This window comes from Pseudonocardia sp. ICBG601, from assembly GCF_020496245.1.
Map to the genome: position 1 here is coordinate 2,953,024 of NZ_JAHLJA010000148.1, position 22,792 is coordinate 2,975,815.

Below are 22,792 nucleotides of genomic sequence, written 5' to 3' on the forward strand. Positions count from 1 at the left end.
CCGGTCCGGCGCGCCCTCAGCGCCGGATCGGCGGGTTCCGGTCGCGCCGGGCCAGCAGCACGGCGGCCCCCGCCGCGACGACGACGAGCCCGGCCAGTAGCAGCGACCAGCCCAGGATCGACGGCGCGTTCGGATCGGTCGAGATCACCGAGGCGTTGATCTGCGAGACCTCGCCGGGGACGAACTCCCAGGTGACGGTGCCGCCGTCGGTCTCGCCGTCGGACTCGACGACCTCGCCGGGGAAGCTCATCGCGAGCCGCACGTCGGCCCGGTCCACCGGCATCGTGGTCAGGTCGGCCCGGCCCTGCACGGCGATCCGCTCCCCGACCCGGCGCAGCTCCAGGTTCGCCCGTCCCGACGCGTTCCCGCCGAGCAGGTTCAGCTGCGAGATCTGGGCGAAGGTCAGGTTCTCGAAGGCCGCACGGGTGCCGACGAAGCCGTCCTGGTCGTACGGCGACAGCTCGACCTCGCCCGCGAGGTCGGCCGGGACCTCCAGCTGCGGGCCGCGGCCGTCCGGTGCGCCCTCGGGCGTCGCGACGACGATCGTGCCGTCGACGGTGTCGTCCGGCTGCACGGCGAGGGCCACCTGGACCCGGGTGCAGCCGGTCAGCGCGAGGAGGGCCAGCACCGCGAGCAGCACGAGCGCACGCGTCCGGGATCGACGGCGTGCGGGTGGCGCGGTGCGGTGCGGCGGCATGGCGTCATCGTGCCACCCGGGTACGACGGTCCCGGCGTCACTCGGGGGCGTGTGTCGGGTGATCCGTGGGAAGCAGCGGCAGCTCGCGCCCGAGCACGGCGAACGGGCGCGGGTCCCCGGTGAACAGGTGCTCGCGCAGCACGTCGACGAACCCGGCACGACGGTAGAGCCGCCACGCCCGGCCGGGCGTGGCGCGGCCGTACTCGGGGGTGGACAGCAGCATCCGGGCCCGGGCGGCGTCGCGGGCCAGCGCCCGCAGCAGCGACTCGCCGATGCCCGAGCCCTGGGCCTGCGGGTGGACGTGCAGCTCGGTCAGCTCGAAGTAGTCGGTCAGCCAGTCGGCGCTCACGGCGCCGGGCTCCCCGCGGCGGGCGCGCAGCCCGCGGCGGACCTCCTCGAACCACCACTGCCCGGGGCCGCCCCAGTAGCCGTAGCCGATGCCGGTGAGCCGGTCCTGCTCGTCGAGCCAGCCGACCGAGCGCCAGCCCGGCCGGTAGGAGTGCTCGAGCCACAGCGAGCGGCGCTGGCGTGCGGTCGACCGCGGGTAGCCCATCGCGGTGACGTAGACGTCGATCGCCTCGCCCAGCCGGTCGGCGAACTCGCTGCGGCCGAGGCCGACCAGGCGTGCACGCGACGGTGCGGCGGTCACCGCGAGCACCGGCCCCGGTGGGGACCGCACGCCCGCGCCGGGGCGGGGTCGGTATCCGGGTACATGTCCCCATCACACCACGCCCGGCCGGTCCCGGCGGGTCCGGACCGGGCACCCCGCCACGGTGCCGGTGGGTGAGTGGTGCCACCCGGCCACCCGACTTGACGCGGCGATCGAACACGCGTTCTACTGGCGTATGTCGAACGCGCGTTCGACGCCGGGGCGTCCGGTGGGCGGAGTGGGGGAAGCACCCCGTCGCCGGGCGTCCCGGAGACCGATTCCGGTGGTGGGAACCGAGGCCCGGCCACCGGGTGGAGGGCGTGGTGATGCCAGTGGGCGGCTTCTCGCGTTTGTTCCGGTCCCGCCAGCCGGCGGCGATCGACGTGCGCTGGCAGAACGGTGAGCCGGTCGAGTTCTCGCGGCGTCCGTCGCGCCGCGGAGAACATTTCCTGGTCACCGGGGTTCGAGACCAGTGGATCGAGGAGTCCCCGTGGCCGTTCCCGTCGCCGATGCCGGTGGGCGGGGACCGGCTGAGCTGCTGGCGGGTGCTCGCCCGGTCGGTGCAGGACCCGCAGGAGCCGCCGCGTGAGGTGGTGCTGCGGATGCGGTCCGGTCCGGGCGTGTGGGACCTGGTGAAGGTCGACTGAGAGGTGCGGGAGATGCGGGAGGTGCGCGTGCGGAGCAGGACGATGGAACTGGACCTGGCGCTGCCGTCGCCGCGGTCCGCCGGGGCGCGACGGCCGGGCGACGCCCCGGTGGGCGCCGCGCGGCCGGAGCGGCCGTCCGGACGGGTGCGGCCCGTCGCCGACGGGTTGTGGCCGCTGGACTGCGGCGCGGCCCGGGGCGCGGGACGGGGCGCCGCCGACCGTACGGGGTCCGCCGCCGGGTCGGCGCCGTCCCGGCGGGGGAGCGGCCGGACCGGTGCGGACCCGGCCGGGACCGGGTGCACCGGCCGGCCGGGTCGGGCCGGGGAGACCGGTGCCGCCGGCCGGTCGGGGCAGATGATCCCCCTGCCGGGCGCATCCGTGCCGGCGGGCGGGGGCGCGGCTCGGCCGTCCGGGGGCGCGGTCCGGTCGGACGGGGGTGCTGCCCGGCCGGCCGCGGAGACCGCACGGCCTGCCGGGCCGGCGCCCCTCCGGTCGCCCGCGCCCGCCCCGCCGTCGCGGGACGCGCTCGGGCTGCTGCGCCAGGCCGCCGAGCAGCTCGCCGAGGCGCACCGGGAGACCGAGCCGCTGCGTCGCTACCCGGCCGCCTACCTCGCCGCCTTGCGTGCCGGGGCGGCGGTGCTGGCGATGCGGGCCCGGCCCCGGACCCGCCGGGGCGCCCCGCGCGACGTCTGGCGGCTCCTCGCCGAGGTCGCTCCGGAGCTGGAGGAGTGGGCGGCGTTCTTCGCCGGGTGCTCGCGGCTGCGGATCGAGGCCGAGGCCGGGATCGCGCGGCACGTCGACCGGCGCGCCGCCGACGACCTGCTGCGCCAGGCCGAGCAGTTCGTGACCCGGGTGCAGCTGCTGCTGCCCCGGTGAGGTCCGTCCGCCGGGCGGCGCGCCGCACCGGGGGAGCGGATCGGCGGACGGGAGGAGAGCGGGAGCGAGCGGGGAACGGACCGGGAGGGGGCCTGGTCAGGCCGAGGCGGCCGGGCGCGAGGCGCTGCGCAGCACCCGGCCCAGCAGCGCGGTGAACACCGCGGAGATCTCCCGGGCGCCCGGGGTGTCCCAGGCCTGGATCGGCAGGCAGGCTCCCTGGGCCTGCTGGACCGCCGAGCGGTCGGGCAGGACGCTGTTGAACACCAGGGGGCCGAACAGCTCGCGCAGCTCCGAGATCCGGAACTCGTGCTCGGTGTTGCGCGGGCGCACCCGGTTGACCAGCACGCCCAGCGGCTGCAGGCGGTCGTTGGACCGCTCGCGCTCGGTCTGGACCGCGTCGAACGCGCGCTGCACGCCGGACACCGAGAACATCGTCGGGTCGGTCACCAGGATCGCCCGGTCCGCGGCGGACAGCGCGCTGCGGGTCAGCTGCCCCAGCGACGGCGGGCAGTCCACGATCACCAGCCGGTAGCGCTCCTCGGTGTGTTCGGAGCCGCCGGAGTCGTCGGTGATCAGCTCGCCGGCCAGCCGCTGCAGGGCGCGGTCCAGCCGGTACAGCTGCGCCGCCCCCGGGTCGGGGTGGTTGTGCCGCTCGGTCTGCTCCGCGCCGACCAGCACGTCGAGGCCCTCGCCCCACGCCGACGGTGCGATGGCCCGCTCGACGACCGCGCGGCGCGGCTCGTCCAGCACGTCGGCGACGGTCGCCGTGGTGGGCTCCGGGTCGAGCGCGGTGGTGGCGTTGGCCTGCGGGTCGAGATCCACCACGAGGGTGGAGACGCCGTGCCGCTGCGCCGCGCCGGCCAGACCCAGTGCGACCGTGGTCTTGCCGACGCCACCCTTGAGACTGAGCGTGGCGACGACCTGCACCCACCCAACCTACCGTGCGGTCCGGCACGGTCGCCGAGCGGAGTGCAGGTGATCGTCGGGCGCCCGGTCGTGGGCGTCCCGGCGGGCGGGCGGGCCGGGCACCGGCAGGGGCCACTAGTCTCGGTGCCGTGGGATCGCCGACACGCGAGCAGGCCGGAGCAGCGCGCGGGGCCGCCGTGTTCCGGGTGCTGGACAGGGAGATCGACCGTGTCCGCCGGGACACCGGGGCCGCGCCCCGGGTGCTCGACGTCGGCGGGGGCAGCGGCACCTGGGCGGTGCCGCTGGCGATCGCCGGCTGTGCGGTGACCGTCGTCGACACCAGTCCCAACGCGCTGGCGACGCTGGCCCGGCGCGCCGGTGAGGCCGGCGTGACCGACCGGATCACCCCGGTGAACGGCGACGTCGACACCCTCGCCGAGGTCGCCCCGGCCGACGGCGCCGACCTCGTGCTGGGCCACGGGCTGCTCGAGGTCGTCGACGGCCCGGGCCGGGTGCTCGCCGCGCTCGCCGCGGCCGCCGCCCCGGGCGGGGCGGTGTCGGTGCTGACGGTGGGGCGCTACGGCGCGTTCATCGGGCGACTGGCCACCGGCCGGCTCGCCGAGGCCCGTGCCCTGCTCACCGACCCCGAGGGCCGCACCGGTACCGACGACCGGCTGCTGCGCCGGTTCGACGCGCACCGGCTGCAGGAGCTCACCGCCGAGACCGGACGGCTGCGGACCGAGATCCTGCAGGGTGACGGCACCCTCGAGGCGTGGCTGCCCGGTCCCGGCCAGGAGGGTGAGGCGGCGGGCCGCGACGAGCGTGACGAGCTGGACGCGCTCGCGTCGCAGGTCGGCGCCCTCGCCGAGGTCGCCCCGCGGTTGCATCTGCTCGCCCGGCGGTACTGAACACCCGTCCCTGCCGCCGGTGTCCGACGGTCGCCGTCCGGCTGCCGTCGGTGACCGGTCGTCCGGCGTTCACCCGGCTGCCCACCCCCGTCCGGGTGGGTCTGCGACAGTCCGGGTGAAGCGACGACACGCCGCGCCACGCCGTCCGCTCGACGATCAGCCGAGCGGGTTGGACGGTCCGGGTGGTCGCGGCACGATTCGCCTCGTACTCTGGACATCAGACGCCCAGGTTGGGGCGCCCGTCGTACCGGCCGGGGCGAGGAGGCCCGGGCCGAATGCGGCCTACCGTCCGATTACGTGTGCCGGAGGTGAAGGCATGCCGCTCTCCGAGCACGAGCAGCGCCTGCTCGAACAGATCGAACGCGCCCTCTACCAGGAGGACCCCAAGTTCGCGTCCTCGGTCAGCGGTAGCCGGCGGAGCAAGCCCGCCCGGCGCCGCCGCATCCAGGGCGCCGTCCTGTTCGTGGTGGGCCTCGTGCTGCTCGTCGCCGGGATCCCCTTCCGGGCTCTCTGGCTCGGCGACCTGCCGATCCTGAGCATTGTCGGCTTCCTCGCCATGCTCGGCGGCGCGCTGCTGGCGGTCACCTCGATCGGCGCCCGTCGCGGCGGCGAGGAGACGACCGGTCAGGGCGGGTCCGCCCCGAAGGACAATCAGTCCGGCGAGAGCGGCGGTGGCTTCACCGGCCGTATGGAGGAGCGCTTCCGGCGCCGCTTCGAGCAGGAATGACACCGGGCGGCCCACGCGGCCGCCCGTACGACGCCCGGCGGGGCGGGACACCGACTCGGTGTCCGCCCCGCCGTCGTGTGTCCGGCACCGGCTGCCCGGTGTGCCGGCCGTCGGCACCAGCGGTGCCCCGGTGGACGGGAGCCGCCGATCGGGACGGACCGGCGCCGTCCGACCGCCGCCGCCTCCGACCGGATACCGCTGCCGACCGGATGACGCCGCCGACCGGACGCCGGGCGCTGATCCGGGGCGCTGCGGGCCGCGAACCCCGCGCCCGCGCGGAGATCCGCGGCCCGCGCGCGTCCGGACGCACGCGCGGAGCGGATCATCGCGCGGACGGTGGGTGGGTCAGCCGTGCTCTCCGGGCGGATCAGCCGCGCTCGGCGGGCTCCCCGGCCGTGTCGGTGTCGGCGGCGCCGTCGTCGGTGGTCGGGTCGTCGTCGGACGGGCGGCGCCCGCGCCGGACCGCCTCCGGCACCACCGAGGCCGGCAGCACCCGGGCTCGCAACGACGTCCCACCGGCCGCGATCGCCGTCCGCACCTCGTCCACCAGGCCGTCGAGCGTGCCGGGCTCGGGCAGCATCCCGCCGTACCAGCTCGCCTCGACCCGGCCCGCCAGCTCCCGCAGCGCCTCGGCGGGGCGCCCGGACAGGCCGTGCCGCTCGGTGATGCGGTCGGCGGCCGCGCGGACGGTGTCCCCGGGCGGCACCGGGACCCCGTGGTCGCGGGAGGCGGCCAGGACCTCGTCCCACGCCGCCGCGGCAGCGCCGTCGCCGCCCGCCCGGGCCAGCCCGGCCCGGCGGGAGTACTGGTGCCGGCGCCACAGGCCCGGGGTGAGCACGACCGCGAGCACCGCGGCCGCCAGCAGCAGCGCCACCACCAGCGGCCACCAGGACCCGGTCGCGGCCAGCGGCTGGTCGGCCGCCTGCTCCTCGGTGGGCGGGGGCTCCGGGGTGGGGCCACCGGCCTCGGGGGGCGGCGGCGTCGCGGACGGCTCGGGCTGCGGGGTCTGCTCGGCGGCGGGCGTGCCACCGTCCTGCTCCCGGGCCTGCTGGACGTAGGCCGGGTCGATGGTGCGGCCGTCGGCGAGCGGGGTCGGGTCGAAGGTCATCCAGCCGTAGCCGGGGAACCACGCCTCGACCCAGGCGTGCGCGTCCTCGGTGGTGATCGTGCGGGCCCCGGAGCCGTCGGCGTCGCCCGCGGTGAAACCGACCGCCACCCGGGCCGGGACGTCGACGGCGCGCAGCATGACCGCCATCGCCGAGGCGTACTGCTCGCAGTAGCCGGTCCGGCCGCGGGTCAGGAAGTCGACCAGGGCGTCGCCGTTGCCGCCCGGCGCGGTCGCCAGGCTGTAGGTGAACGGGGAGCCGGGCCCGGTGAAGTGGTCCTCCAGCGCCATCGCCCGGTCGAACGGCGTCGTGGCCCCGGCGGTCACCTCCCGGGCGATCGCGGTGACCCGCGGGTCGACGCCGTCGGTGTCGAGATAGGCCCGGTCGACCGTGGTCGGCCCGGACGCCGCGCGCAGCTGGTCGGCCGACGGCTCCGGCAGCCGCATCGACTGGGTCCAGCCGTCCTCGGACTGCGCGCGCTCGCTGTAGACGATGCCGCCGTCGGCGTCGTAGGCCCAGCTCGGTGAGTTCACCGCGATCCGGGTCGGGTCGCCGAACACCGGCAGCCAGTAGTCGCGGAAGCCCAGGTTCTCGACCTGCACGTCCTGCGACGCGGCCGGCCCGGACGTCGACGGGGGCAGCGGCCCGGTCAGCGGCACACCCGGCAGCGGGCGCCCCGCCTTCCAGCCCTCCTGCGGCACGTAGGTCTGCAGGGTGAGCGCACGCAGGTAGGTCGGGGTCTGCAGACCCCGGACGCTGAACAGCGGCCGCGGCTCGCTGCGGGTCAGCTGCCCGCGCAGCGAGGTGAACGGGTTCAGCCCGATCGAACCGTCGGCGTCGCCCCCGGTCCCGCCGGTGGCGTCGAAGCGACCCGAGGTCCCCACCGACGACGCCAGCAGCCCCGCCAGCAGCGAGCCCACGACGGCGACCGCGACGACCGCGGCCCCGGCCGGGATCTGCCGCAGCCGGTCCGGGCGCAGGAGCAGCAGCACGCCGTAGCCGAGGGTCGCCGCCACCACGGTCCACCAGGGCAGGAGGTCCGGCTGCAGCGCCGTCGGCACCGCGAACACCACCAGCAGCGGCACCCCGGCCGCGGCCGGGGCGGCCACGGTCACCGCGAGCCCGAACACCGCGATCGCGATCGTGCCGAACCCGAGGGTGACCAGCAGCAGGATCTCCGGGCTCGCCGCGACCGGCGGCAGGCCGCTGTCGATCTGCTGCCCGGCCCCGCCGAGCAGGCCCGACAGCTCGCCGAACGCCGACGGCCCGGGGAGCACCCCGAGCACGCCGCTGCCGGTGAACCACGCGGTCACCAGCAGGACCAGGGCCAGCAGCTGCCCGGGCGCGACCAGCCAGGCCCGCAGCGGCAGCAGCAGGCCGCCGACCAGCGCGACCAGCACGACCGCGACGGCGGCGTGGACGAACCAGGCCGCACCCTGCACGACCGAGCTCATCGCCGTCCCGGCGAGCAGCACCGCGACGACCGTCGCGACCGGTCCCAGCACGACCGTCCACGCCGGGGCACCCGGCGTCCGGCCCGCGGGTGCGGCCTCGGCGACGGGCGCGGCGGGCGGCGGCGCGGGCCGGACGGGGGGCCGGGTCGGCGCGCTCATCCGGTCGCCCCCGCGATGCCGGGCGAACCGCAGGCGTCCGCCCAGGCCCGCTGGACGGTCATGTCGGAGGTGACGACGGTGGCGTGCCACCCGGCGCGGCGCAGCGCGGCCGCCGCGACCGACGCCGGGCGGGACCGCGTCGCGGCCGACCAGGTGTCGACGTCGAGGACGACGGCGTGCCCGCCGCGCGGCCAGGCCGAGACCAGCGCGGTGACGTCCTGCGGCGCGGTCCCGCCGAGCACCGCGAGCACACCCTCCGGGTGCCCGGGTCCCGGCCCGGGCGCGGTGAACCCGGTGCTCGCCGAGGGCCGCAGCACCGCGAGCGACTCCAGCCGCGGGGGGACGGCGTCCGCACCGGTCACGCCGGGCGGCACGTCGCCGACGGCCTCGCCGGACTCGTCGACGAGCGCGACGGCCTCGCCGCGCTGCAGCAGGTGCACCGCGACGCTGGCGGTGAACGCCACCGCCCACTCCAGGCTGGAGGCGGGCCCGTGTCCGCGGTGGGCGCTGTCGCGCCGGTCGATCAGCAGGGTCACGCCGGACGGGTCGGGACGGTCGTCGAGGCGGACCATCAGCTCGTCGCGCCGGGCGCTGGAGCGCCAGTGCACGCGGCGCAGCTCGTCGCCCTGGCGGTAGGGGCGGATCAGCACGTCCGGGGTGCCGGGGCCGGGACGGCTGCCGCCCTCGGCGCCGCGCCCGGCGGCGGTGGAGGTCAGGGCCGGGCGCCCGGTCAGCGGGGTGACCCGGGGGAGGACCAGCAGCCGGTCGGCGGGGAGCAGGTCGTGGCGGAACTCGGCGAGGCCGAGCGCGTCGGTGCCGCGACCGCGCAGCGGACCGATCCGGTACGCGCCGCGGACCGCGGGCCGCACCGGGTAGCCGACCCGGGCGCCGCGCCGGCCGAGCCGGTGCACGGTGAACCGCGGCGGGTAGCGGTCGGCGGGACCGGCGGCATCGGGCACGTGGTCGGCGATCCGCAGCGCGCCCAGCAGGGCGCCGCCGGCGATCCGCAGCAGGACCGTGCCGCCGCTGCCCGCCTCCAGCCGCGCCGGCTCCAGGGTGCGCCCGACCTGCAGCGAGCGGCGCGACCGCAGCGCGACGAGGAGTGCCAGCAGCGGCAGGAGCAGCACGAACGCCCCGATCCGGACGAGGTCGCGCTCGTCGAGCACGATCGCCGAGACGACCATCGCGGCGCCGCCGGCGAGCAGGCAGCGCCCGCGCACGGTCAGCCCGGCCCGCCGTTCCCGGCGTGGCGCGCCGCCCGCCGCGAGCGGCGCCGACGACCCGGGTGCCGCCGGGGCACCGGGCTCGGTGGGAGCCGGTGTCCCGGACGGCGGCGCGGTCGGCGCCATCTCAGCCCCGCGGCGGGGACGGCACCGCGACCCGCGCGACGGCGGCCCGCACCAGGTCCGCCGGTGTCCGGCGGGCCGCGACCCCCTCGGGGCCCAGCACCAGCCGGTGCGCGAGGACGGGGACGGCGACGGCCTGGACGTCGTCGGGCACGACGTAGCCGCGCCCGGCGGTCGCCGCCCAGGCGCGGGCGGCCCGCAGCAGGTGCAGGGTCGCGCGCGGCGACGCACCGAGGCGGACCTCGGGCAGCCGTCGCGTCGCGCCGACGACCTCGACGCAGTAGCGGCGCACCTCCGCCGCGGTGTGCAGGCCGCGGACCCCGGCGATCATCGACCGCAGCGTGCGCAGGTCGGTCACCGGCCGCAGCCGCTCCAGCGGGTCGGTCGAGCCGTGCTCCTCGAGCATCGCCAGCTCGGCCGCCGGGTCGGGGTAGCCGACCGAGACGCGGATCGTGAACCGGTCCTGCTGGGCCTCGGGGAGCGGGTAGGTGCCGTCCATCTCCACCGGGTTCTGGGTGGCGACGACCATGAACGGGTCACCCAGCGGGTAGGTGCCGCCGTCGACGGTGACCTGGTGCTCGGCCATGCACTCCAGCAGCGCCGACTGCGTCTTGGGCGAGGCCCGGTTGATCTCGTCGGCGATCACGACGTTGGCGAACACCGGGCCGGGCCGGAACTCGAACTCCGAGGTCTGCCGGTTGTAGACCGACGAGCCGGTGATGTCGCCGGGCAGCAGGTCCGGGGTGAACTGCACCCGGCTCACCGCCCCGTCGACGGCCCGGGCGAGTGCCTTGGCCAGCGTGGTCTTGCCGACGCCCGGCACGTCCTCGACGAGCAGGTGCCCCTCGGCGAGCATCGCGACCAGGGCCAGCCGGATGGTGTCGGGCTTGCCGACGATGATCCGGGCCATCGCGGCGGCGATCCGGCCCGCCGCGTCGGCGACGGCGACGGCGTCCATCGGCTCGGGCGCGTAACCGGGGTGCGCACCGCTGGCCTCGGCCCGGCGGAGGGGACCACCGGACGGCGACGGGACGGGTGGCACGGAGGGCGCGGACGGCGCGCTCGACGACAACGGGCCTCCTCAGGAGACGGCTCGGGTGACCCCAGTCTGTCAAACGTCCCCCGATCGGGACCGGGCGCCGCCACCCGCCTCCCGCCGCTGCTCCGTACGGCCGAACGCGACGCGCTCCGGGGGCCCGCCCGGCTGCCCCGGCGGGGCGTCCCCCACGCCGCCTCCCCGCGGCGCCCCACGGTGGTTCCCCACGCCGCCCCACCGCGCGTCCGCCGGTCCCCCCACCGCCCCCCACCCGGGCTCCCCACGGTCCCCCCACCGGCTCCCCACCCGTCCCCACCCCGGACGACCCGATCGGCCCGGGAACCGTCCCTGACCAGGGACGACGCCGGTGGGGGAGCGGTGGGGCGCAGGTGCGGCCGGAGCGGCCGGAAACGGCCTCCGGGCGTCGCGCGACCGGGTGGCGCGTCGCGCGCCCCCACCGTCCCCCACCGTCTCTGACCTGCGAAAACATCGGATGAACGGTCGAAGATCCACCCGTCTCGGGTTGACGGTGGGTGAGTGTGGGGTAGTGTGGTGATCGCTGGGGCGAACAGGGGTCCCAGGTGGAGGTGGGGTCGGTGTTCCTCGGCACCTACACCCCGAAGCTGGACGACAAGGGGCGGCTCACGCTGCCCGCAAAATTCCGCGACGAGTTGCGAGGCGGCTGCATGATCACGAAAGGGCAGGACCACTGCCTCTACGTGTTCACCCGTGACGCCTTCACCGAGATGGCGCGCAAGATCGCCGCGGCTCCGCTGACGAACGAGTCGGCGCGGGTGTTCCAGCGGAACCTCTTCTCGGGCACCGACGAGCAGAACCCCGACGGCCAGGGCCGGATCGCGATCCAGTCCGAGCTGCGCCGGTACGCCGGACTGTCCAAGGACTGCGTGGTGATCGGCGCGTTCACGCGCGCCGAGATCTGGGACGCGCAGGCCTGGCAGGAGTACCAGGAGCGGCACGAGGACGAGTTCGCCAAGGCCCAGGAGGAGGTTCTGCCCGGGCTGTTCTGAGTTCCGCTGGCGGGCGGGACGACGGACGGCGGCAGTACCTGAGCAGGACAGCACGACCGACAGCGGACGACACCACCGTCGCCGCCCCGACCCGGGTGCCGTGATCGCCCGGCCCTGGCACACCTTCCCCGGTGCCAGGTCCGGTCGGCACGGCCCCCGGGTGGGGACGGCGCCGGCGCTCACCCCGACTGGGGAGTTCGGGTGGCGAGGTGGAGCCCGCGCGTCTTCGGGCGTGGAGCGAACCGGTTGTGGGAGCCGGCACGCCACACCCACGGACATCGACCCTCCCGGTCCCGGCCCCCGTGGCCGGGACCGGGGACGGCCGCCGGACGGGCGGCCCGCACGACACGCACGCACCACACGGGGACGGACGGCGCACCGGGGGGTGGGACGTGGACGGTACTTCCGGCGACGGCGCCACCCCGCGCGACGAGCGCGCGCCCGGTGACCGGCACACCCCGGTCCTGCTGGAGCGCGTCTCCGAGCTGCTCGACCCCGCCCTGCGCGACCGCGACGCCGTCTACGTGGACGCCACCCTCGGCATGGGCGGCCACGCGGCGGCGCTGCTGGCCGCGCACCCCCGGCTGACTGTCGTCGGCATGGACCGCGACCCGCAGGCCCTCGAGCTCGCGGGCCGCAGGCTCACCGCCTACGCCGACCGGCTGCACCGGGTGCACACCGTCTACGACGACGTCGCCGGCGCGCTGGAGCAGGCGGGCGTGCCCGCCGCCGACGGCATCCTGTTCGACCTGGGCGTGTCCTCGCTCCAGCTCGACGAGGACGCCCGTGGCTTCTCCTACTCCCGCGACGCCGACCTCGACATGCGGATGGACCCGACCACCGGGCCGACCGCCGCCGACGTCCTGAACTCCTACACCGCCGGCGAGCTGCGCCGGATCCTGCGGGAGTACGGCGAGGAGCGGTTCGCCGGACCGATCGCCAACGCGATCGTCCGGACCCGGGAGAAGCGCCCGTTCACCCGCAGCACCGAGCTCGTCGAGCTGCTCTACGGCGTGGTCCCGGCCGCGTCCCGGCGCACCGGCGGGCACCCGGCGAAGCGGACCTTCCAGGCCCTGCGCATCGAGGTGAACCGCGAGCTCGAGGTGCTGCGCGACGCGCTGCCCGCGGCGCTGGACGCGCTCGCCCCGGGCGGGCGGATCGTCGTCCTGTCCTACCACTCGCTGGAGGACCGGATCACCAAGCGCGTGCTCGCCGAGCGCGTCCGCTCGCGGACCCCGGTGGACCTGCCGGTGGAGCTTCCCGGACACGGACCGGAGTTCCGGCTGCTCAGCCGGGGCTCCGAGCAGGCGTCCGACTCCGAGATCGCCCGCAACCCGCGGGCCGCCCCGGTGCGGCTGCGCGCGGCGGAACGCGTGGAGGACGGGCCGTGAGCACCCGTGGCACGGACCCGAGCACGCAGGCAGTACCGGCACGGCGGAGAGGCAGGACCCCCCGATGAGCACACCCGTCATCGAGCGCCCGGGCACCCCGGGCGGTGGCCGGGCGCGGCCCGACACCCGCCAGAGCCGTCGTACCGCGGCACCCCCGCGGATCCCGGCCCAGCGCGGCCCCGGCGACGCCCGACGGGTGGCCGACCAGCGCCGCCGCAGCGCGGCCAGGGAGAACACCGGCCGCGCGAAGTTCGTGCTGGTCGTGATGGTCCTGCTGGTCTCGGGCCTGATCGCGACGCTGTGGCTGTCGACCGCCGCGGCGGCCGACTCCTACTCGCTGCAGGCGGCCCGGGAGCGGACCGCGTCGCTCACCGAGCAGTCCGAGGCGCTCCGCAAGGAGGTCACGGTGCTGCAGAGCCCCGGCTCGCTCGCCGACCGCGCCGCGGCCCAGGGCATGGTCCGGGTGACCGACCCGGCACGCCTGGTCGTCGCACCGGACGGACGCGTCGACGTCGTCGGGGAGCCGAGTGCCGCCGTCGCCGCGGCGCCGCCCGCCCCGCCCGCCGCCGACGCACCGGCCCCGCAGGCCCCGCCCGCGCCGCAGGCGCAGCAGCCGGGCGCGGCCACCACCGACCCGGCCGCCGAGGGCGGTGACGCCGCTCCGGGCGCCGCCGCGGGTGGCGCCGCCGGTGCCGGTGAGGGCACCGAGCACGAGGTCCCGGCCGACACCCGGGCGGCGGGCGGGAACTGATGGTCTACGCGCCGCCGCGCCCCCGGCCGCGGGGGCAGGGTCCGCGGGGCGGTCGGCGCCGGTCCCCGGCCGACGACCCGCGGTTCCGGCTGCGCCTGGCCTGGGTGGCACTGGCCGCCCTGCTGCTGGTGTCCGGGGCGAAGCTCGTGGTCGTCCAGACGGTGCAGGCGGGCACGCTGACCGCGGACGCGGAGAAGCAGCGCGCCAGCCGGATCGTCATCCCGGCCGAGCGCGGCGCGATCAGTGACCGCAACGGCGCGGTGCTGGCGTTCTCCACCGAGTCCAAGGCGCTCGTCACCAACCCGCGCCTGATCAACTCCACCAAGGGCGCGGACGCGGTCGCCTACAAGAACCGGATGGCCGACGCCGTCGCCGCGGTGACCCACGGCGACCCCGAGGAGCTGAAGCGGGCGCTGAACAGCGACCGCGGCTACGTCGTGATGGCCACCGCGGTCGACCCCGGGCCCGCCCGTGACCTGCGCACGGAGTTCCCGGAGATCGCCGAGGAGAGCCGCGAGGCGCGCCAGTACCCCAACGGGACGCTGGCCTCGAACATCATCGGCGCCGCGACCTGGAGCGCCGACGCGCAGAAGCTGATCGGCCGGATCGGCCTGGAGTCCTCCGACGACGGGCTGCTCGCCGGTCGCGACGGCTTCCAGATCGCCGACACCGCCGAGGGCAGCGGCACCGTCATCCCCGGCAGCGTGCGCTCCGAGCAGGCCGCGGTGTCCGGCTCCGACGTGCAGCTGACGATCGACTCCGACCTGCAGTTCCAGGTGCAGCGGATGCTGGCCGACTACGCGGGCCGCTCCGGCGCGCGCAGCGGCTCGGCCGTCGTCCTCGACCGGGCCACCGGGCAGGTGCTCGCACTCGCCGACAACACCTCGTTCGACCCGGCCCAGCTGCTGTCCGCGGACCCGAACTCGCTGGGCAACAAGGGCGTCACCACGCCGTTCGAGCCCGGCTCGGTCAACAAGGTCGTCACCATGGCCGCCGCGCTGGAGGCCGGCGTCGCCAAGCCCGACGACGTGCTGGACGTGCCCGGCAGCATCGAGGTCGCCGACCGCACGATCAAGGACGCCTGGGAGCACGGCGTCGACCACTACACGCTGACCGGTGTGCTGGCGAAGTCCTCCAACGTCGGCACCCTGATGACCGCGCAGAAGGTCGGCGAGGACCGCTTCTCGGACATGCTCGCGAAGATGGGCATCGGGCAGAAGACCGGTGTCGGGCTGCCCGGCGAGAGCGGCGGGCGGGTCCCGGCCCGCGCGACCTGGTCCGGCTCCACCTTCGGCAACCTGCCGATCGGGCAGGGCCTGTCGATGACCGTGCTGCAGATGGCCGGGATGTACCAGGCCATCGCCAACGACGGCGTCCGCATCCCGCCGCGGATCATCGCCGCGACGACCGGCCCGGACGGCGTCCGGGTGCCGACCGAGGCCCCCGAGCCGGTGCAGGTGATGTCGCCGCAGACCGCACAGACGCTGCGGACGATGCTCACCGCCGTCACCCAGAAGGCGCACGGCCAGTCCGGCACCGGGCCCGCCGCCGCGGTGCCCGGCTACGAGGTGGCGGGCAAGACCGGCACCGCCCAGCAGGTGGACCCGGCGACCGGGGCCTACTCGCGCTCCCAGTACTGGATCACCTTCGCCGGGATGCTCCCGGCCCAGGACCCGCGGTTCGTGATCGGGATCATGCTCGACGCCCCGAAGGGCGGGACGAGCGCGGCGCCGCTGTTCCACGACATCGCCTCCTACCTGGCCCAGCGCGACGCCGTGCCGGTCCAGACCGTGCCGCAGCCGGTGCAGACCCTGCAGATCAGGTGACGGCGCGGCCGGGTGCGGTCCGGCTGCGTCGGACGGTCCCGGCCGCTGCTCACCCGTACGGGTGCCGGCCGGGCCGCCGTGCACCCCGCCCGACGAGCCGCCCACCGGCCCGGAACCTGCGCCGGATGGCCGTATCCGGCTCGTCGGACGGCCGTGTGCCGGTCGACGTTCCGCCGCCCGCCGCGACCGCCTCCGCGAGCGGTCGCGGGCGCCTGACCGGGACGAGGGGCGGCCCGCGCCGGTCGGTAACCTCCGGCCCTGTGCCCGACCTCCACACCGCAGCCACCGCCCGCTCCCGGAGCACCGGCGGATCCGCGCTCGGTGGCGGGCCGGGTGGTGTGCAGGGCGACCGGACGGGGACGGGTGACGTGGCGGGATCCCTCGAGTCGCTGCCGGACCGCCCGTCGCAGGTGCGCCCGGTCGACGTCGCCCTGCTCGGGCGGCTCGCCGGCGCCGAGCTGAACCCGCGCACCGCGGGCAGCGGGCCCGGCCCGCTGCTCGACCCCGCGGCCGGACCGCACACCGTCACCGGCGCCACCCTGCGGGCGGGCTCGGTGCGCCCCGGCGACCTGTTCGCGGCGCTGCCCGGCGCCCGCGCCCACGGCGCCGACTTCGCCGCGCAGGCCATCGCCGCCGGCGCCGGCGCGATCCTCACCGACGCCGCGGGCGCGGACCGCGCCGAGATCCGGCACTCCCGGCTCCCGGTGCTGGTGCACCCGAACCCGCGCGAGGTCCTCGGCCCGGTCTCGGCCGCCGTCTACGGCGAGCCCACCGCCCGCCTGCGGGTGCTCGGGGTGACCGGCACCTCGGGCAAGACCACCGTCGCGCACCTGCTGGAGGCGGGCCTGACCGCCGCCGGGCGGGCCACCGGACTGCTCGGCACCGTGCGGACCCGGGTCCAGGTCCCCGGCCACCCGGCCCGGGCGCTGCCCAGCGCGTTCACCACCCCCGAGGCGCCGGACCTGCAGGCGCTGTTCGCGGTCATGGTCGAGGCCGGCGTGACCGACGTGGCCATGGAGGTCTCCAGCCACGCGCTCGCGCTCGGCCGGGTCGGCGGGTCCCGGTTCACCGCCGGTGCCTTCACCAACCTGTCCCAGGACCACCTGGACTTCCACCCCACGATGACCGACTACTTCGAGGCCAAGGCCCGGCTGTTCGACGGCGGCGGGGCGGGCGTGGAGGCCGCGCGGCACGGCGTCGTCTGCGTCGACGACGAGTGGGGCCGCCGGCTGGCGGCCCGCCACCGGGACGCGGTCACCGTCTCCTCCGACCCGCGCGGCGCGCACGCCACCTGGACGGTCCGTGACCTCACCGCGCACCCCGACGGCACCCAGACCTTCACCGCGGTCGGCCCCGGCGGGCTCGCGGTGCCGGTCACGCTGAGCCTGCCCGGCCGCTACAACGTCGCGAACGCGCTCGTCGCGCTGGCCGTGCTCGACTCCGACGGGATCGACCCCGAGGTGGCCGCGGCCGGGTTCGCCCGGGCGTCGGTGCCGGGCCGGATGCAGCGCGTCGACGCCGGTCAGCCCTGGCTGGGCGTGGTCGACTACGCGCACAAGCCGGCCGCCGTCGCCGCGCTGCTGGACGCGCTGCGCCGCCAGGTCCGCCCGCACGCACGGGTGATCACCGTGCTCGGCTGCGGCGGGGACCGCGACACCGGCAAGCGCCCGCTGATGGGCGCCGCCGCCGCGATCCGGTCCGACGTGCTCGTCGTGACCGACGACAACCCCCGCAGCGAAGAGCCCGGCGCGATCCGCCGCGCGATGCTCGACGGCGCGTTCGGCGAGCCCGCCCGCGGTGACGTCATCGAGATCGGCGACCGGCGCAGCGCGATCGTCTACGCGGTCCGCTCGGCCCGCCCGGGCGACGCGGTGGTGGTCGCCGGCAAGGGCCACGAGGCCGGCCAGGAGATCAACGGCGTCAAGTACCCGTTCGACGACACCGACGAGCTGGTGGCGGCGATCCGGGCGGCGACGTGACGCGCCGCGGGGCGACGGGGCAGGGCGTGCCGGCACCCGGCACGGACCGCGCACGGGCAGGAGGACGGATCGGACCGGTGGAGGCGAGCGGGCGATGATCGAGATGACGCCGGCGGAGATCGCGGCCGTGACCGGCGGCCGCTTGCACCGCATCGACGAGGAGACCGCCGCCGCGCCGGTCACCGCCGTCGAGTTCGACTCCCGGCGGATCGGGCCGGGCGGGCTGTTCCTCGCGCTGCCGGGGGAGCGGGCCGACGGCCACGACTTCGCCGCGCAGGCCGTCACCCGCGGTGCGACCGCGGTGCTGGCGGGCCGCGAGGTCGACGCCCCCGCGGTCGTCGTGCCGCCGGTCGAGGTCCGCGACAGCCACACCTACCTCGGCGCGGTCGACCCCGACGGGACCGGCGCCGCCGTCCTGGCCGGGCTGGGCCGCCTCGCCCGGCACGTGCTGGGGGCCCTGCCGGGGCTCGCCGTCGTCGGCGTGACCGGGTCGGCGGGCAAGACCTCCACCAAGGACCTGCTGGCCGCGGTGCTGTCCCCGCTGGGGCCGACCGTCGCGCCGCCGGAGTCGTTCAACAACGAGCTCGGCACGCCGTACACCGCGCTGCGCGCCGACGCCGGCACCCGCAACCTCGTGCTGGAGTTCTCCGCCCGCGGGATCGGCCACATCGCCGCGCTGTGCGCGGTCGCGCCGCCGCGGATCGGGGTCGTGCTCAACGTCGGCTCCGCCCACCTCGGCGAGTTCGGGTCCCGCGCCGCGATCGCCACGGCCAAGGGCGAGCTCGTCGAGGCGCTGCCGCCGGGTGACCTGCCCGGCGGCCGGGGCGGCGTCGCCGTCCTCAACGCCGACGACGAGCTGGTCGCCGCCATGGCGACCCGCACCCCCGCCCGGGTCGTCACCTTCGGCCGCGCGGCGGACGCGCACGTGCGGGCCACCGACGTCGCCCTGACCGCGGGCCGGGCGTCGTTCCGGCTGGTCACCCCGGCCGGGTCGGCCGACGTCGCGCTGCGGCTGGTGGGGGAGCACCAGGTCTCCAACGCCCTCGCCGCCGCCGCGGTCGCCCTCGAGCTGGGCGGCACCCCGGACGGGATCGCGGCGGCGCTGTCCGCCGCGACGCCGGCGTCGCGCTGGCGGATGGAGGTCACCGACCGCGCCGACGGGGTGACCGTCGTCAACGACGCCTACAACGCCAACCCCGAGTCCGTCCGCGCCGCGATCGCCGCGCTCGGGCAGATCGCCGGTCCGGAACGCCGGGCCTGGGCGGTGCTCGGCCCGATGGCCGAGATCGGGGACGGCGCGGCCGCCGAGCACGCCGCGGCCGCGGAGAACGCCCGCGCCGCCGGGGCCCGGGTGGTCGCCGTCGGCGCACCCGACTACGGGCCCGGCGCCGAGCACGTCGCCGACGTGCCCGCCGCCCTGACCCTGCTGCGGGAGCGGACCCGGCCCGGCGACGTCGTGCTGGTCAAGGCCTCCCGCAGCGCCGGGCTGGAGCGGCTCGCCGCCGGCCTGCTGACGACCGAAGGACTGGTGTGCCGGTGAGGGGCCTGTTCCTGGCCGCGGGTCTCGCGCTCGCGGTGTCGATCCTGCTCACCCCGTACCTGATCCGTTTCTTCGCGCGGCAGGGCTTCGGGCAGGAGATCCGCGAGGAGGGCCCGCAGAGCCACCAGTCCAAGCGCGGTACGCCGACGATGGGCGGTGTCGCGATCCTGCTCGCCATCTGGGTGGGCTACCTGGGCTCGCACGCGTTCACCCGGGAGCCGATCACGGCCTCGGCGCTGCTGGTGCTGTTCCTGACCACCGCGCTGGGCGTCGTCGGGTTCCTCGACGACTTCCTCAAGATCCGCCGCCAGCGCAACCTCGGCCTGAACAAGACCTCCAAGATCGTCGGCCAGGTCCTGACCGCGACGATCTTCGGTGTGCTCGCGGTGCGCTTCGTGAACGAGCGCAACCTCGCCCCCGCCTCGGAGAGCCTGTCGTTCGTCCGCGACATCACGGTGCTGAGCTTCGGCGTCGTCGGGTTCGTGCTGCTGTGCAACCTGATCGTCGCCGCCTGGTCGAACGCGGTGAACCTCACCGACGGCCTCGACGGCCTGGCCGCCGGTACCGCCGCGATGGTGCTCGGCACCTACGTGATCATCGCGTTCTGGCAGTTCCGCAACAACTGCGCGATCGCCGCGACCGCGGGCTGCTACGAGGTCCGCGACCCGCTCGACGTCGGCCTGGTCGCCGCCGCCGCGATGGGCGGCTGCATCGGGTTCCTCTGGTGGAACGCCGCCCCGGCCCGCATCTTCATGGGCGACACCGGGTCCCTCGCGCTGGGCGGCCTGCTCGCCGGGCTGTCCATGGTGACCCGCACCGAGCTGCTGCTCGTCGTCATCGGCGGCGTGTTCGTCGTCGAGGCGCTGTCGGTGTCGCTGCAGATCATCGTGTTCCGCACCTCGCGTCGCCGGCTGTTCCGGATGGCGCCGTTCCACCACCACTTCGAGCTCGCCGGATGGGCCGAGACGACCGTCATCATCCGGTTCTGGCTGCTCGCCGCGATCTGCGCGGCGATGGGGCTGGGCATCTTCTACTCCGAGTGGCTGTCCATGTCGGGTTCCGGGTGAGCGGCCCGTTCGGCGGGGACCCCGTCCTGGTCGCGGGGGCCGGCGTCTCCGGTCTCGCGGCCGCGACGGCCCTGGTGGACGCGGGGGCCCGGGTGCTCCTGTCCGACGACCGCGCCGACGCGCTGTCCGCGCTGCCCGACGGCGTCGAGCCGTGGCGTGGCGGCGGGATCCCCGAGGGGGTCCGCACCGTCGTCACCTCGCCCGGGCGCCGGCCGGACCACCCGCTGGTCGCCGAGGCCGCCGGGCTCGGCGTCGAGGTCATCGGGGAGCCCGAGCTCGCCTGGCGGCTCGGCGCGCTGCGCGGCACACCGCCGTCGTGGCTGGTCGTGACCGGCACCAACGGCAAGACCACCACCACCGAGATGCTCGCCGCCATCCTCGCGCGCGCCGGGGTCGACGCCGTCGCCTGCGGCAACATCGGCCACCCGGTGGTCACCGCGGTCGCGGCGGGCCACGCGGTGCTCGCGGTCGAGCTGTCGAGCTTCCAGCTGCACTGGTCGCCGTCGGTGCGCCCGGCCGCGGGCGTGGTGCTCAACGTCGCCGAGGACCACCTGGACTGGCACGGCGGGATGGACGCCTACGCCGCGGCCAAGGCGCGCGCGCTGCTGGGCGACGTCGCGGTCGGGGGGATCGACGACCCGGTGGCCGCACGGCTGCTCGGGGAGTCCCCGGCGCCGCGACGCGTGGGGGTCACCCTCGGCCCGCCCGGACCGGACCAGCTCGGCGTCGCCGACGGGGTGCTGACCGACCGCGCGTTCGGCGGCGGGGCGCTGCTCGACGCCGACGCCGTCGTCCCCCCGGGGCCGCCCGGGGTCACCGACGCGCTCGCCGCCGCCGCGCTGGCCCGCGCACACGGTGTCGACCCGGAGCACATCGGCGCCGCCCTGGCGGCGTTCACCCCCGGCCCGCACCGCAGCGCCCCGGCCGGCGAGCACGCCGGTGTCACCTACCTCGACGACTCCAAGGCGACCAACCCGCACGCCGCCGGGGCCGCGCTGGCCGCCGTCGCCGCCCGGCGGCCCGGTGCCCGCGCCGTCTGGGTGGTCGGCGGGCTGCTCAAGGGCGTCGACCCGGCCGAGCTCGGCCTGCTCGCCGCCGCGCACGCCGACCGGCTGGCGGGGATCGTCGTGATCGGGACGGACCGGACACTGATCGTCGAGGCGCTGACGCGACACGCGCCCGGCCTCCCGGTCGAGGAGGTCGCGCCGGGACACGATGGTCCGATGGCGCCCTCCGACCTGCAGGACCCGATGCCGGCCGCGGTCCGCCGCGCGTCCGGCCTGGCCCGCCCCGGCGACGTCGTGCTGCTCGCCCCGGCCGCCGCCTCGATGGACCAGTTCCGCGACTACGCCCACCGCGGCGACGCGTTCGCCGCCGCCGTCGCCGGCCTGGCCGCCGCCGGGGTGTCCCGGTGAGCCCGGCCGCGCCGGACCGCACGCTCGGCCAGGCCGCCGTCACCGGCACCCGCGGGGCCGTGCGGCGGCTGCGGCGCTGGCTGCGCCGCCCGCTGACCTCGCTGCACCTGATCCTCGGCGTCTTCGGGCTGCTGACGCTGTTCGGGCTGGTGATGGTGCTGTCGGCGTCGTCGGTCGGCGACGGCTCGTCGTACTCGGTGTTCACCCGGCAGCTGATGTTCTGCGCGGTCGGGCTGGTGCTGTTCTACGTGGGCCTGCGGGTCCCCCCGCGCCGCCTGCGCGCCGCGGCACCGGTGCTGCTGATCATCGGCCTGGTCGCGCTGGTCCTGGTGCTGATCCCGGGGATCGGCGCGCTGCGCGGCGGCGCCCGGTCCTGGTTCGCGTTCGGCCCGGTCTCGCTGCAGCCGTCGGAGGGCGTGAAGATCGCGCTGACGTTGTGGGGCGCCCACGTGCTCGCCGCCCGCCGCGCGGTGATGCACCGCTGGAAGCACGCCCTCAACCCGGTCGTCCCGGTGACGTTGGTGATCTTCACGCTGCTCGTGCTGGAGCCCGACCTCGGCATGACGATCTCGGTCGGGATCATCATGTTCGCGCTGCTGTACTTCGGCGGCGCCCCGGTGAAGCTGCTCGCGCTGATCGCGGGCGGCGGCCTGGCCGGCGCGGTGATCCTCGGGCTGACCGCCGGGTACCGGGCCAGCCGGATCACGGCGTTCCTGTCGTCGTCGGCGGACCCGCTGGGCCCCGCCTACCAGGCGACGCAGGCGCTCTACGCGCTCGCCGACGGCGGCCTGTTCGGCGTCGGCCTCGGCCAGGGCCGGGCGAAGTGGGACTACCTGCCCAACGCCCACAACGACTTCATCTTCGCGATCATCGGCGAGGAGCTGGGCCTGGTCGGGGCGGGTGCGGTACTCGCGCTCTTCGCGACGCTGGCCTACACCGGCATGCGGATCGCCGCCCGCAACACCGACCCGTGGCTGCGGATCGTCGTCGCGACGTCGACGGCGGGCCTGGTCGTGCAGGCGTCGATCAACATCGGGTACGTCGTGGGACTGCTGCCGGTGACCGGGCTGCAGCTCCCGCTGATCTCCTCCGGCGGTACCTCGCTGGTGGTGACCATGTTCCTGTTCGGGCTGCTCACGAACGCGGCCCGGCACGAGCCGGAGGCGGTCGCCGCACTCCGGAAGGACGGGCAGGGGCGGCTGGCGAAGCTGCTGCGCCTCCCGTTGCCGCAGCCCTACCGCGCACCGGCACCGGTGTCGCGGTGGGCGGCGCGTTAGGGCGCTC

19 protein-coding genes are annotated in these 22,792 nt (G+C 76.5%); 13 read left to right on the forward strand and 6 right to left on the reverse strand.

Annotated elements, in window-relative coordinates:
* Positions 1-16: 16 nt before the first annotated feature.
* Together KPL57_RS43465 and KPL57_RS43470 are read right to left on the reverse strand one after the other, a co-directional pair.
* Positions 17-697, reverse strand: a complete 681-nt coding sequence (locus KPL57_RS43465) for a DUF3153 domain-containing protein (RefSeq protein ID WP_226356217.1) — start codon at positions 695-697, stop codon at positions 17-19.
* 37 nt (positions 698-734) lie between these two features.
* Positions 735-1,346: a GNAT family N-acetyltransferase gene (locus tag KPL57_RS43470; protein WP_073574082.1), complete on the reverse strand. Its 612-nt coding sequence runs from the start codon at positions 1,344-1,346 to the stop codon at positions 735-737.
* A gap of 326 nt (positions 1,347-1,672) precedes the next feature.
* Between KPL57_RS43470 and KPL57_RS43475 the strand changes: the two genes are divergently transcribed.
* Positions 1,673-1,993 carry a hypothetical protein gene (locus tag KPL57_RS43475; RefSeq protein WP_051050348.1) on the forward strand — a complete coding sequence of 107 codons (321 nt, stop codon included), beginning with the start codon at positions 1,673-1,675 and terminating at the stop codon, positions 1,991-1,993.
* Positions 1,994-2,035: 42 nt separating this feature from the next.
* Complete coding sequence (locus KPL57_RS43480; protein WP_226356218.1) at positions 2,036-2,869, forward strand: SAV_6107 family HEPN domain-containing protein; 834 nt, start codon at positions 2,036-2,038, stop codon at positions 2,867-2,869.
* A gap of 96 nt (positions 2,870-2,965) precedes the next feature.
* On the opposite strand, the gene KPL57_RS43485 is transcribed toward KPL57_RS43480, so the two are convergent.
* Entirely contained in the window at positions 2,966-3,796 is an 831-nt protein-coding gene (locus tag KPL57_RS43485) for a ParA family protein (protein ID WP_226356219.1), read from the reverse strand.
* Positions 3,797-3,924: 128 nt separating this feature from the next.
* Here KPL57_RS43485 and KPL57_RS43490 point away from each other — a divergent pair, with 128 nt between their 5' ends.
* Together KPL57_RS43490 and KPL57_RS43495 are read left to right on the forward strand one after the other, a co-directional pair.
* Positions 3,925-4,683: a bifunctional 2-polyprenyl-6-hydroxyphenol methylase/3-demethylubiquinol 3-O-methyltransferase UbiG gene (locus KPL57_RS43490; protein ID WP_224402908.1), complete on the forward strand. Its 759-nt coding sequence runs from the start codon at positions 3,925-3,927 to the stop codon at positions 4,681-4,683.
* A 316-nt stretch (positions 4,684-4,999) separates the two neighbouring features.
* Positions 5,000-5,410 (forward strand): DUF3040 domain-containing protein, encoded by a 411-nt coding sequence (locus tag KPL57_RS43495; RefSeq protein WP_226356220.1) that lies wholly within the window; start codon positions 5,000-5,002, stop codon positions 5,408-5,410.
* Positions 5,411-5,777: 367 nt separating this feature from the next.
* Here the strand turns inward: KPL57_RS43495 and KPL57_RS43500 are convergent, their stop codons facing one another.
* The 3 genes from KPL57_RS43500 to KPL57_RS43510 are packed head-to-tail and all read right to left on the reverse strand — an operon-like array spanning position 5,778 to position 10,433.
* Positions 5,778-8,129 carry a DUF3488 and transglutaminase-like domain-containing protein gene (locus KPL57_RS43500; RefSeq protein WP_226356221.1) on the reverse strand — a complete coding sequence of 784 codons (2,352 nt, stop codon included), beginning with the start codon at positions 8,127-8,129 and terminating at the stop codon, positions 5,778-5,780.
* Positions 8,126-9,478, reverse strand: coding sequence for a DUF58 domain-containing protein (locus tag KPL57_RS43505; RefSeq protein WP_226356222.1), 1,353 nt, complete (start codon positions 9,476-9,478; stop codon positions 8,126-8,128). The genes KPL57_RS43500 and KPL57_RS43505 overlap by 4 nt, the downstream gene beginning before the upstream one ends.
* Before the next feature lies 1 nt (position 9,479).
* Complete coding sequence (locus KPL57_RS43510) at positions 9,480-10,433, reverse strand: MoxR family ATPase (RefSeq protein ID WP_062402153.1); 954 nt, start codon at positions 10,431-10,433, stop codon at positions 9,480-9,482.
* Positions 10,434-11,107: 674 nt separating this feature from the next.
* On the opposite strand from KPL57_RS43510, the gene mraZ reads away from it, so the two are divergent.
* From mraZ to ftsW, 9 genes are all read left to right on the forward strand, one after another.
* Positions 11,108-11,539: a division/cell wall cluster transcriptional repressor MraZ gene (gene mraZ / locus KPL57_RS43515; protein ID WP_043276508.1), complete on the forward strand. Its 432-nt coding sequence runs from the start codon at positions 11,108-11,110 to the stop codon at positions 11,537-11,539.
* Between the two features lie 392 nt (positions 11,540-11,931).
* The gene (gene rsmH / locus KPL57_RS43520; protein WP_062404542.1) at positions 11,932-12,930 is read left to right on the forward strand and encodes a 16S rRNA (cytosine(1402)-N(4))-methyltransferase RsmH; all 999 of its coding nucleotides are present in this window, start codon (positions 11,932-11,934) and stop codon (positions 12,928-12,930) included.
* A 64-nt stretch (positions 12,931-12,994) separates the two neighbouring features.
* The gene (locus tag KPL57_RS43525) at positions 12,995-13,681 is read left to right on the forward strand and encodes a septum formation initiator (protein ID WP_224402905.1); all 687 of its coding nucleotides are present in this window, start codon (positions 12,995-12,997) and stop codon (positions 13,679-13,681) included.
* The gene (locus tag KPL57_RS43530) at positions 13,681-15,507 is read left to right on the forward strand and encodes a penicillin-binding protein 2 (RefSeq protein WP_226356223.1); all 1,827 of its coding nucleotides are present in this window, start codon (positions 13,681-13,683) and stop codon (positions 15,505-15,507) included. The genes KPL57_RS43525 and KPL57_RS43530 overlap by 1 nt, the downstream gene beginning before the upstream one ends.
* A gap of 368 nt (positions 15,508-15,875) precedes the next feature.
* A complete protein-coding gene (locus KPL57_RS43535) occupies positions 15,876-17,486 on the forward strand; it encodes a UDP-N-acetylmuramoyl-L-alanyl-D-glutamate--2,6-diaminopimelate ligase (RefSeq protein ID WP_226356224.1) in 1,611 nt (536 codons plus the stop codon).
* Positions 17,487-17,580: 94 nt separating this feature from the next.
* Complete coding sequence (gene murF, locus KPL57_RS43540) at positions 17,581-19,026, forward strand: UDP-N-acetylmuramoyl-tripeptide--D-alanyl-D-alanine ligase (RefSeq protein WP_226356225.1); 1,446 nt, start codon at positions 17,581-17,583, stop codon at positions 19,024-19,026.
* On the forward strand, positions 19,023-20,093 hold the full coding sequence (gene mraY / locus KPL57_RS43545; protein WP_062404548.1) for a phospho-N-acetylmuramoyl-pentapeptide-transferase: 1,071 nt from the start codon (positions 19,023-19,025) through the stop codon (positions 20,091-20,093). The genes murF and mraY overlap by 4 nt, the downstream gene beginning before the upstream one ends.
* Positions 20,090-21,508, forward strand: a complete 1,419-nt coding sequence (gene murD, locus KPL57_RS43550; protein WP_226356226.1) for a UDP-N-acetylmuramoyl-L-alanine--D-glutamate ligase — start codon at positions 20,090-20,092, stop codon at positions 21,506-21,508. Before mraY ends, murD begins: the two co-directional genes overlap by 4 nt.
* The gene (gene ftsW / locus KPL57_RS43555; RefSeq protein ID WP_226356227.1) at positions 21,505-22,785 is read left to right on the forward strand and encodes a putative lipid II flippase FtsW; all 1,281 of its coding nucleotides are present in this window, start codon (positions 21,505-21,507) and stop codon (positions 22,783-22,785) included. The genes murD and ftsW overlap by 4 nt, the downstream gene beginning before the upstream one ends.
* The last annotated feature ends 7 nt before the right edge of the window (positions 22,786-22,792 follow it).

Bases quoted from the DNA above. Each gene is read 5' to 3' on its own strand.
- KPL57_RS43465 (WP_226356217.1), bottom strand. From the start codon at position 697: ATGCCGCCGCACCGCACCGCGCCACCCGCACGCCGTCGATCCCGGACG.
- KPL57_RS43475 (WP_051050348.1), top strand. From the start codon at position 1,673: ATGCCAGTGGGCGGCTTCTCGCGTTTGTTCCGGTCCCGCCAGCCGGCG.
- KPL57_RS43480 (WP_226356218.1), top strand. From the start codon at position 2,036: ATGGAACTGGACCTGGCGCTGCCGTCGCCGCGGTCCGCCGGGGCGCGA.
- KPL57_RS43495 (WP_226356220.1), top strand. From the start codon at position 5,000: ATGCCGCTCTCCGAGCACGAGCAGCGCCTGCTCGAACAGATCGAACGC.
- KPL57_RS43500 (WP_226356221.1), bottom strand. From the start codon at position 8,129: ATGAGCGCGCCGACCCGGCCCCCCGTCCGGCCCGCGCCGCCGCCCGCC.
- KPL57_RS43505 (WP_226356222.1), bottom strand. From the start codon at position 9,478: ATGGCGCCGACCGCGCCGCCGTCCGGGACACCGGCTCCCACCGAGCCC.
- KPL57_RS43510 (WP_062402153.1), bottom strand. From the start codon at position 10,433: ATGGACGCCGTCGCCGTCGCCGACGCGGCGGGCCGGATCGCCGCCGCG.
- KPL57_RS43525 (WP_224402905.1), top strand. From the start codon at position 12,995: ATGAGCACACCCGTCATCGAGCGCCCGGGCACCCCGGGCGGTGGCCGG.
- KPL57_RS43530 (WP_226356223.1), top strand. From the start codon at position 13,681: ATGGTCTACGCGCCGCCGCGCCCCCGGCCGCGGGGGCAGGGTCCGCGG.
- murF (WP_226356225.1), top strand. From the start codon at position 17,581: ATGATCGAGATGACGCCGGCGGAGATCGCGGCCGTGACCGGCGGCCGC.